Origin of the sequence: Mesorhizobium sp. M7A.F.Ca.CA.004.06.1.1, from assembly GCF_003999135.1 — a bacterium.
In the GTDB taxonomy this organism is placed as follows: domain Bacteria; phylum Pseudomonadota; class Alphaproteobacteria; order Rhizobiales; family Rhizobiaceae; genus Mesorhizobium.
On sequence record NZ_RZPQ01000080.1, the window covers coordinates 1 to 13168 of the forward strand.

The following is a 13168-nucleotide window of genomic DNA, read 5'->3' on the forward strand; positions in this document are numbered from 1 at the left end:
CGGCAAGACCGGTCCCATCCCGCTGCCCGGCTCCGTGGTGATCTGGCTGCTCATCGCCGGCGGCATCCTATTCCTCGAGCGCAAGACCAAGCTCGGCCGCTGGATGTTCGCCGCAGGGGCAAATCCTCGCGCCGCCGAATTGGCCGGCGTGCCGATGCTGCTCGTCTGGATGAGTGTCTACGCGCTCAGTGCCTTCCTGGCAGCGACGACGGGCATTCTACTTGCAGGCTTCAGCGGAGCGGCCGATCCGACCGTCGGCGCAGCCTACCTCTTCACCACTGTCGCAGCAGTCGTCGTCGGCGGCACGCCGCTGACCGGCGGGCGCGGCGGCTATGGGCGCACAATTGCCGGCTGTCTTGTCGTAACAGAACTTAGCACCCTCCTTGTCGGTCTCGGGCTCGACCAGGCGGCACAGCAGATATTCCTCGGTTTCCTGATCGTCGGGCTCGTGGCGCTCTATGGCCGCGAACCGCATCTGAGTATGCGCATATGAAGAGCGCGGTCCATCAGCGCGCGATAGAACCGCCCGCCGACCGCAAGGGCATGCCGCTGCTTCTGTCCGCGGATGGGCTTCGCCGGACATTTGGCGAAACGATCGCGCTTGATTCCTGCTCGCTGTCGATCCGCGAGGGCGAAATCCATGCCGTTGTCGGAGAGAATGGTTCGGGCAAGAGCACGCTGATCAAGATACTCAGCGGCATCGTCCGCGCAGAAGCGGGCACACTGGATTGGCTCGGCCGGCAAGCCAGTTTCGCGAATCCGCGTGCCGCGCAGGACGCCGGCATTGCTACGGTGTTCCAGGAGACGCTGGTCCTTCCAGACATGTCAATTCGTGACAATGTCATGTTGGGCCTGGACGGCATGATCCGTCGCAAGATGACCCCCTTGCGCGAGCGCGAAGCCGTGCGGAAAGCACTGGCGGCTGTCGGTATCGGCAATCTTGATATCGAGCGGCTGGCCGGCACGGTATCGCTCGCCAACCGCCAGATGATCGGCGTCGCACGGTCTCTTATGCGGCCCTGGCGCCTGCTTATCCTCGATGAATCGACCTCCGCGATCGATATCGAAGACCGCGATCGTCTCTTCGAAGTGCTACGAAGTTTCCGTGGCGAAGGGCGATCGATCCTATTTGTCTCGCATCGCATGGACGAGATTCACGCCCTTGCCGATTGCACGACGGTACTTCGATCTGGCCGGAGCGTCGCATCGCTGGAGCGCGGCGCAGTATCGAGCGAAATCCTGCTCGACCTGATGTCGACGCGCGAAGGTGCGCGGGCGGCGGAAGGCGAAGGCTGCGGCGAGACTATTCCCGCCAATGCCGAGGTGATCGTCGGCGTGCGAGGCCTGTCGGTTCTCGAAGGCAAGCCGACACTGGATCTCGACCTTCGTCGCGGCGAGATCATTGGCGTGGGGGGGCTGGAGGGGCACGGCCAGGTCGCCCTGCTGGAGTGCATCGCTGGTCTGCGTCGCGCGCCCACGGGGACAGTGCACGTCGGGACCATGACCATACGGTCGCAACGCGACGCGGCGCGCGCGAAGATCGCGTTCCTGCCGCGCGACCGCAAATCCGAGGGTATCTTCGCCCCGCTGTCGGTGCTCGACAACGTGACCGTATCGGCGCTCGGCTCATTCGCCCGTTGGGGTGTGCTGGGCACAAGGAAGCGGATAGAGGTCGCCGGCGAGGTCACTCGGCGGACCAGGGTCAAGATGGCTGGGCTCGACACGCCGATATCGGCGCTGAGTGGCGGCAACCAGCAGAAGGCGCTACTCGGGCGTCTGATCGCCACCCAACCGCGTGTGTTGGTGTTGAACGATCCGATGCGTGGTGTGGATCTGGGTGCCAAGCGCGACCTCTACGAGGTGCTCAATAATCTCGCTTTGAGCGGCGTTTCCATCCTGATGCTGTCGACCGAACTGGTGGAACTGTGCCTGCTTTGCCACCGGGTGGTTGTGTTTCACGATCACGCCGTCAGCGCGATCGTCGAGCGCGGCGACCTTAGTGAACGCGCATTGATCGATGCGATGTTCTCGCAACGCCGACTGGAGACCTCGACATGAAGTGGCTCGGCGACCGCAGCTACGCATGGCCCGTGCTCATTGCGGTGGTCATTTTTACTGCTCTCAACGCCTTCGCCAGCCCCGCTTTTACCGATGTGACGAACTGGAACGGCATGCTCATCGGCGTGGCGCCGTTCATCATCACCGCCATGGCCCAGACCGCGCCCGTGCTTTCAGGAGAGGGCGGGATCGACCTTTCGGTCGGGCCGCTTGCGGGGCTCGTCAATGCCATGGTGACGTCGATCCTCGTGCCGAATGGGTGGGCCGATCCGGTGACAATCATCGGCGCTTCGCTGGGCGTCGGCATCTTGTCCGGCCTGTTGAACGGCTTCCTCATCGCAGTCGTGCGCGTCCAGCCGATAATCGCAACCTTGGGCACGTTCCTCGCCTTCCAGGGCATTACGCTAGAGATGCTGCCCATGGCCGGCGGTCTGGCGCCGCAATGGCTGCTCGGTCTTGCAGACAGCTATGGCGGACTTTCGGGGATGCTCGTCCTGCTCATCGTGCTTGGCCTTGTCTGGCTGGCGTTCGAGCGGACAGGCTACCGCCGCAACCTGCTCGCCGTTGGAGGGGATGCGCGCGCTGCCTACGCATCGGGCGTCAATGTGGCGGGCGTGCGCATCATCGCCTACGTCATTGGCGGCGTGCTGGCGGCGATCGCTGGGCTGGTGTTTACCGCTGCCCTCGGTTCGGGTGATCCACGCGTCGGCGTTCCGTACACGTTGACCTCCATCGCTGCCGTCGCGCTGGGCGGCATCGCCTTGACCGGCGGGCGAGGGGGCATGCTGGGTGCAGCCGCGGCCGGCACGCTGCTCTTCCTGATCCAGACCCTGTTCACGCTGGCGCAGGTTTCGATCTTCTACATCCAGATCATGTACGGCCTGATCCTTCTGGTTGCGCTGACCTTGAACGCAGCCGGCGAGCGCGCGCGGCGCGGCCGTATGACAAAGCAGCTCGGCTGAGCCGCGTTGCCTCCGCGGCCAAGCAAGTCGTCGCGGCAAGCTTCGCGCATCGCGATGGTTGGATGCTCAACCACGACTTAGCGCCCAAAGCCGTTTGACCTAGACCAATTCATGTCGGTCTTATCGGCCGGTTCTTTTGGGAGGAGATCATGAACATGCTACCAGCTTCGCTGGCACGGCGCGGCGTGGCCGCAGTTGCGTTTTTGGGTGTCTGCGTCTTGGCTTCGCTAAGCGCGGCCGGTGCCGCCAGCGCCCAGGACAAGCCGCGCATCGTCATGCTGGGCGGCCCGCTATGGGATCCCTTTTTCGGCGCGATGAAGAAGGGCGGCGACGACGCTGCTCGTGACCTCAATGTCGACTACCAGTGGATCACCGGCACCGATCCCAACAATTTCGTCGCCGACTACGCCAAGCTGGTGAAGCAGGCCGCGAGCCAGAAGCCGGCCGCCATGGTCATAGGCAACTACTTCCCGGACACGCTCGACCCCATCATCAAGGAGATCACGGCCAGCGGCATCCCGGTCATCATTCAGCATGATGGTGGCGCTTCCTGGCGGGATATCGGCGCGATTTCATACGTAGGCTTCAGCGCCCGTGACCTCGGTCGCTCGGTTGGTGAGAGGGAGATCAAGGCCGGTGCAAAATTCGGCCTTTGCGTCAATCACGTTCCCGGCAACACCACGCTGGACCTGGATTGCCTCGGCTATAACGATGCCTTCAAGGCGGCCGGAGGCGACTCCAAGGTCCTGACCATCCAGTTCTCCGATGCCAGCAACCCCACTTTTGTCAGCAGCGCCATCCGTGGTGCGCTGCAAAGCGATCAGAGGATCGATGCGATCTGGACCATTGGCGCCGTGCAGGGCGTTGCTTCCGTGGAGGCCGTCAAGCAGAGCGGAAGAAAGATCGTCAATGCTTCGCTCGGCCTGTCGCTCGGCTCGCTCGAAGCCTTGAAGAACGGCGACCTGCTCTTCATCGCCGACCTGCAGCCATATCTCGACGGCTACTACGCCTTGCTCGCGGCATACCAGTATGTGCAATACAAGATGCTGCCAATGGGTCAGATATCAACCGGTCCGCTGATGATCACCAAGGACAATGTTGACGAGGTGCTGAAAGTCAACGTGACCTATCCCGGCGTCAGAGGGGCGTCCTGATTACGCGCCAGCTCCCTGCGATCGTGGCGCGCCCGAGATCCCGCCTTCACTGTCCCTCGGATCTTCTCAACCAATCCCAGCACTTGCCGGATGACGCTCATGACATTGGAAACCCAGGCGCTGCGTGACGCATCGGCCGCCACCTCCCGGCCAATGCGGAGCTGGTCTCCGTCCAGTCTAGTGCGCAGACCCGAGTTCGGTGCCTTCGTAGCCACCGTTTTCGTCTATGCTTTCTTCGCGGCGACGGCCTATCGGTACGGCTTCGTAACCTTCGACGGCACCGCCGGATGGCTCAACACCGCAGCCGAGCTCGGCATCATCGCCATACCGGTCGGCATTCTCATGGTTGCGGGCGAGTTCGACCTGTCGGTCGGCGCGGTGGTAGGCGCGGCGTCGATCACGGTTGCGATCGGCACGACATTGTTTGACTTTTCCGTGTGGCTCATGATCTCAGCCGCCCTTGCACTTGGCCTGGCTGTCGGCGTCCTGAACGGTCTCCTTGTCGTGCGCACCGGGTTGCCGTCCTTCATCGTGACGCTTGCCAGCAGTTTCAGCATAGGCGGCCTGTCACTTGGCCTGGCGCGGCTGCTCAGCAACACCACCTCGGTCTCGGTGAAGTCGACACCGCTTTCAGATGCTGTCTTCGCATCGAACTGGGGCCAGGCAAACATCTCGATCCTGTGGTGGTTCGCCATCACGATCTTTGGCGGTTGGGTACTGGCGAGGACCGCGTTCGGCAACTGGATATTCGCGACCGGTGGAAACCCTGTCGCGGCGCGCGGCGCCGGAGTACCGACAGGTTTTGTCAAGATCGTGCTGTTCATGATGACCGGTCTTGGCGCGAGCCTTGTCGGTGTCATCCAGGCGATCGGATATCATTCCGGCAACGCGACTGCCGGCCTCGGCTATGTCTTTCAGGCACCGATCGTCGCCGTAATCGGCGGCGTCCTGCTCGGCGGCGGCTACGGCTCCGCGTTCGGGGTGTTTCTCGGCACCGTCATTTTCGGCGTCATCAATATCGGCATCTTCTACACCGGATGGAGCACCGACTGGGTCCAGCTCTTTCTCGGCGTTCTGCTGATGGCGGCCGTGATCACCAATCACTACTTCCGGCGCCTCGCCATGAGCGCTGGCTAGCCGACAGCGCGAGGTTCTGCATGGCTTCTGAAAACCGCCCCCTCATCGAACTGCAAGGCGTCTCCAAGCGCTTTGCCGGCGTCCAGGCGCTTACTGACGTGTCTCTTAGCGTTCCAGCCGGGCAGGTGGTTTGCCTTCTAGGTGACAACGGTGCCGGCAAGTCGACATTAATTAAGATCCTGTCGGGCTTTCACGGTCCTAGTGAAGGCAAGATCCTACTTGATGGCGTGGAAACGCAATTCACCGATCCGCGCGATGCCCGAGCGCGCGGTATCGCCACAGTGCATCAGGATATCGGCACCATTCCGCTGATGAGCGTGGGCAGGAACTTTTTTCTTGGCGCCGAGCCCAAGAAAGGTGTCTGGCCGTTCCAGCGGCTAGACATCGAGAAGGCGAACCGCGTCTCCGTGGAGCAGATAAGGCGCTTCGGGATCACGCGTGTGCGCGACGGCAACCAATTGGTGGGATCGCTATCGGGGGGTGAGCGACAGGTGCTTGCAATCGGGCGAGCTATGTATTTTGGCGCCCGCGTCCTGATTCTGGACGAGCCGACATCGGCACTTGGTGTCAAGGAGGCCGCTACCGTGCTGCGCTTCATACAGGCGGCGCGTGCCGAGGGTGTCGGCATTGTCTTCATAACGCACAATGCACATCATGCCACGCTCGTGGGCGACCTGTTCACCGTCCTGATCCAGGGTCGTGTTGCGGCCAGTTTCAAGCGCGGTGAAAAGAGCAGCACGGAACTGCTGTCGCTGATGGCAGGAGGCGAGCAGATGGAGGACATAGCGGGCGAGCTCGCCGTTCTGGCGCCGACAGTTACGACAACGCCCCTGGGAGAGACGCAATAGTGACCACACGCGATGTGCATTCGATCGACGCCTTGCTTCGCAGGGCGGCGCAGCGCGGTGACGTGCCCGGCGTCGTTGCCATCGCGGTCGACAAAACGACCCGGCTGTATGAGGGCGCCTTCGGCCTGCGTAACCTTACCAGGCGCGCACCGATGACGCTGGACACAGTCTTCTGGTACGCATCGATGACCAAGGCCCTGGTGGCGACGGCGGCGATGCAATTGGTGGAGCAGGGGCGGGTCGCTCTGGACGAACCGATCGGAAGCGTCCTGCCGTCGCTTGCCTCACCAGAGGTTCTCGATGGTTTCGACGCGAACGGCACGCCAATGGTGCGGCCGGCCAAGCGGCCGATCACACTCCGGCATCTGCTGACGCACACATCCGGCTATGGCTACGACATTTGGAATAAGGCGGTCGAGCGCTATATGCGCGAGAACCACATACCGCTGCTAGTCGACTGCAAGTTGAGTTCGCTCGCTCAGCCTCTGGTGGCCGATCCGGGCGAGAAATGGGAATATGGCATCAGCATCGACTGGGCCGGGCAGGTCGTCGAAGCTGTCAGCGGCCTATCGCTCGAGGACTATCTGCGCGAGCACCTGTTCGCGCCCCTTGGGATGCACGACACGGCGTTTCTGATAAAACCGGCGTGGCGCGAGCGCTTGGCGGACGTGCATCGCCGCCAAGCAGACGGCTCGCTTATTCCGATCGAGCATGAGATCTCCCAGCAGCCCGAATTCTTCATGGGCGGCGGCGGCATCTACGGAACCGCTGGCGACTACGCGTCGTATATCCAGATGCTCTTGAATGACGGGCGAGCCAAGGATGGCACTGTCGTGCTCAAGCCGGATACCGTCGAACTCATGGGCCAGAATAGCATCGGCGACATCAAGGCAGGCGTGCTCACCTCGGTGTTGAAGGATCTCGCCAACGATACTGATTTTTTCCCTGGCATGCCGCAGAAATGGGGATTGAGTTTTCTGCTCAATACGAGTGATTCGCCCAATGGGCGTAGCGCCGGCAGCATGACCTGGGCTGGCCTTGCCAATACCTATTTCTGGGTGGATCGCTACAGAAGCATAGGCGGCGTGATCATGACGCAGATACTGCCTTTCGGGGATCCGATCACTCTGAAACTCTATGAAGGCTTCGAGCGCGGTCTCTACTTTGGACCGAGCAAACCTTCGTAGCGACGATCGCCCCCATCTCTCATCGCCGAACGCGATGGTTGCTTGGCAATTTACGATTTCCGTTCCTTCGGACCATGTCCTAAGAGACCTAATGGCGGTCGTTCCGGTTCGCCATCTCGGCCGTTTTGGAGGATGGCGGTCGTGCTCCCAGGCTTCGCCGAGCGCTTGCGTTGACGGCCCGCTGAAGATTGGGCGCTTCTCCGCTCCGCTTGCACCCTCCCGAAGAACCTTGGGAATGTGACGTGACAGCAGCCAAACCACACTGCCAGCCGTCGGGTGCCTATCACATCGCCATCGGCGACATGACGGTGACTGCGGTCAATGACGGTACCTTTCAGGCCACTTTCGATATGATCGCGGGTATCGATCAGGAGGATTGCATCCGCATCGAAACAGCGGCGTTCCGTCCGGTTCCGCCAAAAATGACGATGAATGCCTTTCTGCTCCGGACCGGCGATCATGTGGCGCTTGTCGACACGGGCTGTGGAACGCGTTCGGGACCGACGTTGGGCATGGTCTGCCGGAACTTGGCGGCAATCGGCATTGTTCCCGCTGACATCGACACCATCCTGATCACGCACATGCATCCCGACCACATCAATGGGTTAATCGATGAAGCCGGTGAGGCTGTGTTTGCGAACGCAGAACTTGTCGTCAACGAGGCCGAGCTCCAGTTCTTTCGAGATCCCATGTCGCCCTCACGCTCACCCGATGGCGAACCGCAGGAATTTTTTGAAGGGTTCCGGCGGGCTACCCGGCCGTATGGAGAGCGCATCCGGACGGTTCGTGACGGACCCGTCATGCCAGGGGTCATTGCTGTCACACAGGCCGGCCATACGCCCGGCCACACCGGCTGGCTCATTGAATCCGGCGGTGACTCTGTAATGATCTGGGGCGACATTGTTCATATGCCGCATCTACAATTTACGGCGCCCCAGGCAGCAACGATTCTTGACATAGACCGCGATCTGGCTGTGGCTACCAGGCGGCGTGCCTTGGATATGGCGGCTGCAGACAGGCTTCGCGTAGCCGGCATTCACCTGGACTTTCCTGCCTTCGGTCATGTCGAGCGACGAGGCGGTGGCTATGCCTTCGTTCCGGAGGTCTGGCGCGCGGTTGTCTGACGATTTGGCGTCCCTCTGTTGAGCGCCCCAATATCGATCTCTTGAAACTAGATGGGAGGAAGCAATGAATCCGGATCGCCGTCGGCTTTTGAAACTCGTGTCCGGTGCTGCGCTCGCTGGCGTTACGTCAACGGCACCTTTGCGGCCCGCCTTCGCGCAGCAGAAGCTGCGAATCGGATTGGTTGTCAAGGTCATGGGCATCAGCTATTTCGACGTGACCCGCGATGGTGGTCAGCAAGCGGCCGATGAACTAGGCAATGTCGAACTCGTTTACACGGGTCCGACCGCAGCGACCGTCGAACAGCAGATTGCGGTCATCGACGCGCTCGTCGCCCAGAAAATCGACGCTCTTGTCATCTCGGCCAACGACGCCACAGCCCTCATCCCTACAGGCAAGAAGGCGATGCAGCGTGGCATAAAGGTCATCTCCTTCGATTCTGCGATCGCGCCGGAAGGCCGCATAATGCATGTGAACGCCCCGCACGATGACTTAATCGGCGCCAATGACGTGCGCATGATCAGCAAGACGCTCGGTGGCGAAGGCGAGGTCGCAATTCTGTCGGCAACCTCGCAGGCAACCAACCAGAACCTCTGGATCGAGAAGATGAAGGAGGAGTGGCAGAAGGAGAAATATGCCAAGCTAAAGCTGGTCGGCGTGGTCTATGGCGACGACGCGGCGGACAAGAGCTATCGCGAGGCGCAGGGACTCATAAAAGCGTACCCAAATTTGAGGGCCATTATCTCGCCGACCGCCGTCGGCATTGTCTCCGCCTGCCGGGCGGTTACCGATGCAGGTCAGTTGGGCAAGATATTTGTTACTGGCCACGGCCTGCCTTCGGAGATGAAGCCAAACGTGCTTTCCGGTGTGACCGATACGTTCCAGCTTTGGAGTCCTGCTGATCTCGGCTACGCGGCCGTCATGTATGCCGGCATGCTCGCGCGTGGGCAAACCGACGGTGCAGCCAACAGCACCACCAAGATCGGTCGTCTCGGCGACATGACCGTAGAGGCGGACGGCAGCGCTTATCTCAAGGACCTGTTGGTATTCGATAAGTCGAACATCGAAGAGTGGGCGACGAAATTTTAAGCGTCAGGAGTTTCGGACGCCTGGTTGTGCGTGATCTCGAAGCGAACCAAAGTTTCGTCAACGGGCAAACTCTCGCGCTTTACGGGAGGTCGTGATTGCGGGCTTTTAATCAGCCGATCTGAACGAAGTTTGCCCCGGGGACACTTGCCGCAAGGGAAGTTTCGGCGCTCTGGGCCGGCATGCCGATCCGATCGTGCCGTTCGCATTCCTACCGGGCGGCACTGGGCTGAAGCTTCTGCGCTACGGGCGTGTCCGTGACGACCTTATTCTCGACGCAGAGCGCTTCTGTCTGGACACAGAAATTCGCCTTGTCAGTAGGGTGCAAGGGAATTGCTCCGTGGAGAGGGCGAACAGTTCGCAAATGATTCCGCGATACGCGGCGAACCCTAGTACCCGGCTGCAGCCAGCCCGTCAGCGTGCATCTCCAAACGCGATGACATGTTTTCCATATGAGACTCCCTCACGCCGGCAGTTGCGGTAAAAACCCTGGAAAAGCAACCCGAGCCACAGAATTGGGCTGAGCCCACGGTGTAGGCGGATATTTGTCGTGGGGGAGGAGCGTTGCCGCAACCCTACCATTTGCGCCATCGCCAGACAGTCTGGTTGGCGGCGATTATGCGCCCGAACCCTTGGTTCACACGATCCAAACCGCCTTAACACGACAAATATTAATGAGGAGGAATTAATAAATGCCAATGAAGACACTTGCTGCTGTCGGCCTGACAATAGCTATCGCTCTGACCGGTACTGTCCCGACATCAGCCCAGATGAAGAGCAGCACGTTCAACATTCTGATGCTGACTGATCTTTCCTCGGTCTATTCAGAAACCTCAGGTCCAGGTGATGTGGAATTCGCAAAGATGGCGGTCGAAGATTTCGGTGGCAAGGTCAACGGGGTTCCGATAAAAGTCATCGTCGTCGACAACAAGCTTGATCCGGCGCTGTCCGTCAACAAGGCACGCGAGATCATCGATTCCCAGGGCGTGAATCTGATAACGGACGTGTCGAGCTCGGCGGCCGCGATCGCTGTTGCCAAGCTTGCCAACGAACGACACATTCTGACGACTTTCGTCAGCCCAGGAACCATGGCACTTTCCAACGAGGCCTGCGGTAAATACACTTGGCACTACGGATACGATACTTCAGCCATGTCGGTCCCAGTCAAACAAATGACCAAGGAGGGCACTAAGAAGTGGTACTTTATCGCGGCTGACTTTGCCTTCGGTAAATCTCTGCTCGATTCTTTCTCAAAGGCTGTCAAGCAGAATGGCGGCGAAATCGTCGGGGTGGACATGGTGCCGTTCCCCAATGATGATTTCTCAAACTATCTCCTGAAAGCGCAGGCGGCGGGCGCGCAGGCCATCGGCATTCTTGAATCGGGTCAGGACCTGCGCAACGCGGTCAAGCAGGCACGAGAGTTCGGATTGATGGACGCCGGTATAAAGATTGTTCCCGGCCAGTTGAATCTGTCGGACGTCAAAGCTCTTGGCCCAGACACTTGGGCTGGCGTTAACGCCGCGCTGATCTGGTATTGGGATCTGGACGACGAGACCCGGAAATTCGCCAAACGCTTCCATGAGAAACTGAATTTCTATCCCGGCGACATCCACGCCGGGAACTATTCCGCCGTCTATCAGGTGCTGAAAACGGTCCAGGAACTCGGCACCGACGATCCCGACAAGGTGACGAAAGTCCTTGAAGGCCGACGTTTCAGCGACATGTTCGCGAAGGACGCGCTCATGCGCAAGAGCGACCATCTTGTGGTCAAGCGCACCTTCGTCGGTCAGGTCAAGCCCGCGTCGGGCGTGAAGAACGATAGTGACTTTTTTGATATCACCGGCTCGGTTCCAGGTGACGAGGCGTATTATCCGGAGACGGACAGCACCTGCAAGCACGACTGGGAGTAGGACGACATAGTTCCCGGAATCGGTTTATCGACGTCGCCGGGACGCATCTGGCCTGCAGGGATCCGGAGTTCTACCTAATGTCATATTATGCGATATTGCTCTTCAATGGGCTGGTGAGCGGCGGGGTCCTGGCGCTGATGAGCCTCGGAATGAGCATCATTTTCGGCATGATGCGCGTGGTCAATTTTATGCATGGCTCCATGTTCATGCTTGGCGCCGTCACCGCGTTGGTTCTGGGGTCTCAATTCGGCCTCTCGTTGTGGGTCGGCTTCCTCGTTTCAGCCGTCTTTGTTGGCACGACTGGCATCGTGCTGGAACGGCTGCTTATACGGCGCCTCTACGGCCTCGACCTTGCGTATGTTCTGATCCTAACGTTCGGCCTCTCGCTGATCATGCAAGACGTCGTCCGGATATTCTACGGTGTGACGTCCGCGCCCTATCTTGTGCCCGACCTTCTCAAAGGTGCCGTCAACCTTGGGTTCGTCTCCTATCCGAAATATCGTCTCTTTGTCGTCATAGTATCGATCGGCTTGTGTTTCGGTACATGGTTCGCGCTGGAGCGTACCCGTTTGGGCGCCCTTATCCGGGCGGCCTCGGAGCGGCCCGATCTCCTCAAATGCTTCGGTGGGAACGTACCCCTCCTCATTTCCGGGACATTCTTCTTTGCCTCGGCTCTGGCCGGGCTGGCTGGGGCGCTCTCGGCGCCGTTGCGCAACGTGTCACCCTTCATGGGCGAAGAGATGATCAATTTCGTCTTTGCTGTGGTCGTTGCCGGCGGGATGGGGTCGATTGCCGGCTCGGTGGTCATGGGCTTTGCATCCGGTCTCGTCTCGGCCATCGCAGCGATCTTCTATGCCCCGGCGTCCACCGCAGTCATTTACATCCTTATGCTTGTTGTGCTGCTGGTGCGGCCCGGCGGTATCTTCCAGGGCATCGACATCTCTCATTTCGCGCTTCACTACACACCGATGACGGAGCGCGCGCGACAGGTATTCCTGAGCAGGCCTGCCGCCTTGGTCGCGCTTGCTGCCGCCCTTCTGCTTCCTTGGGTGATCTATCCGGTCCTGGCGACCGATATCATCCTATGGGGATTGTTCGCCCTCGGTTTCGATCTTCTGTTCGCATTCGGTGGCCTGCTATCTTTCGGACAGGCGGCCTATTGGGGCACTTCCGCTTATATCACCGGCATTCTGATGGTTAAGCTCGGGGTCCCGATGCTACTTTCCGTGCTCACGGGTGTCGCCGCCAGTACGGCTGTCAGCCTCCTCTTCGGCTTGGTCGTCGCGCGAAAGAAGGGGATCTATTTCTCGATGATCACTTTCGCGTTCGCATCGATCGTATATTTCATCATCAACCAGTTTCCCGACTTTACGGGGGGCGAGGATGGCCTGCATGGGCTGGTTCGGCCGACACTCCTGGGGCTGGATCTGGGCGATGATAGGGTCTTCTACTATGTATCTCTGGGCGCTGTGGCACTGGTGGTCTACGCCATCCTACGGCTTCTCAAATCGCCTTATGGGCTCGCGCTTCTCGGCGCTCGCGAGAACGAGCAGCGCTTGATGAGCATTGGGTACAATGTATACAGCCTGCGAGTGAAGGCTTACGTGTTTTCGGCTTTGGTATGTTCGATCGGAGGCGCTTTTTATGCGCTAAACCATCAGTTCGTTACGCTCGAGATGGTCAGCTGGCGGGCGTACGGAGAGC

General features: G+C 60.1%; 10 protein-coding genes and 1 pseudogene. All 11 read left to right on the forward strand.

Going from position 1 to position 13168, the window contains the following annotated elements; genetic code table 11:
• A pseudogene (locus EN906_RS07790) lies at positions 1 to 493 on the forward strand (ABC transporter permease); the annotation flags it as partial.
• Positions 490 to 2058, forward strand: coding sequence for a sugar ABC transporter ATP-binding protein (locus EN906_RS07795; protein WP_127269689.1), 1569 nt, complete (start codon positions 490 to 492; stop codon positions 2056 to 2058). The pseudogene EN906_RS07790 and the gene EN906_RS07795, both read left to right, overlap by 4 nt.
• Positions 2055 to 3020 carry an ABC transporter permease gene (locus tag EN906_RS07800; RefSeq protein ID WP_127269691.1) on the forward strand — a complete coding sequence of 322 codons (966 nt, stop codon included), beginning with the start codon at positions 2055 to 2057 and terminating at the stop codon, positions 3018 to 3020. Before EN906_RS07795 ends, EN906_RS07800 begins: the two co-directional genes overlap by 4 nt.
• A 149-nt stretch (positions 3021 to 3169) precedes the next feature.
• Entirely contained in the window at positions 3170 to 4174 is a 1005-nt protein-coding gene (locus tag EN906_RS07805; protein ID WP_127267178.1) for a substrate-binding domain-containing protein, read from the forward strand.
• Positions 4175 to 4273: 99 nt separating this feature from the next.
• A complete protein-coding gene (locus EN906_RS07810) occupies positions 4274 to 5311 on the forward strand; it encodes an ABC transporter permease (RefSeq protein WP_236382680.1) in 1038 nt (345 codons plus the stop codon).
• Positions 5312 to 5331: 20 nt separating this feature from the next.
• Positions 5332 to 6159 (forward strand): ATP-binding cassette domain-containing protein, encoded by an 828-nt coding sequence (locus tag EN906_RS07815; RefSeq protein ID WP_024504916.1) that lies wholly within the window; start codon positions 5332 to 5334, stop codon positions 6157 to 6159.
• A 14-nt stretch (positions 6160 to 6173) separates the two neighbouring features.
• On the forward strand, positions 6174 to 7346 hold the full coding sequence (locus tag EN906_RS07820; RefSeq protein ID WP_127267176.1) for a serine hydrolase domain-containing protein: 1173 nt from the start codon (positions 6174 to 6176) through the stop codon (positions 7344 to 7346).
• 242 nt (positions 7347 to 7588) lie between these two features.
• Positions 7589 to 8470, forward strand: a complete 882-nt coding sequence (locus EN906_RS07825; protein WP_024504918.1) for an MBL fold metallo-hydrolase — start codon at positions 7589 to 7591, stop codon at positions 8468 to 8470.
• A gap of 64 nt (positions 8471 to 8534) precedes the next feature.
• Positions 8535 to 9557 carry a rhamnose ABC transporter substrate-binding protein gene (gene rhaS, locus EN906_RS07830; RefSeq protein WP_024504919.1) on the forward strand — a complete coding sequence of 341 codons (1023 nt, stop codon included), beginning with the start codon at positions 8535 to 8537 and terminating at the stop codon, positions 9555 to 9557.
• Positions 9558 to 10246: 689 nt separating this feature from the next.
• The gene (locus tag EN906_RS07835; protein ID WP_127267175.1) at positions 10247 to 11464 is read left to right on the forward strand and encodes an ABC transporter substrate-binding protein; all 1218 of its coding nucleotides are present in this window, start codon (positions 10247 to 10249) and stop codon (positions 11462 to 11464) included.
• Positions 11465 to 11541: 77 nt separating this feature from the next.
• On the forward strand, positions 11542 to 13168 hold a 1627-nt coding region (locus tag EN906_RS07840; protein ID WP_127375126.1), incomplete at its 3' end, for an ABC transporter permease.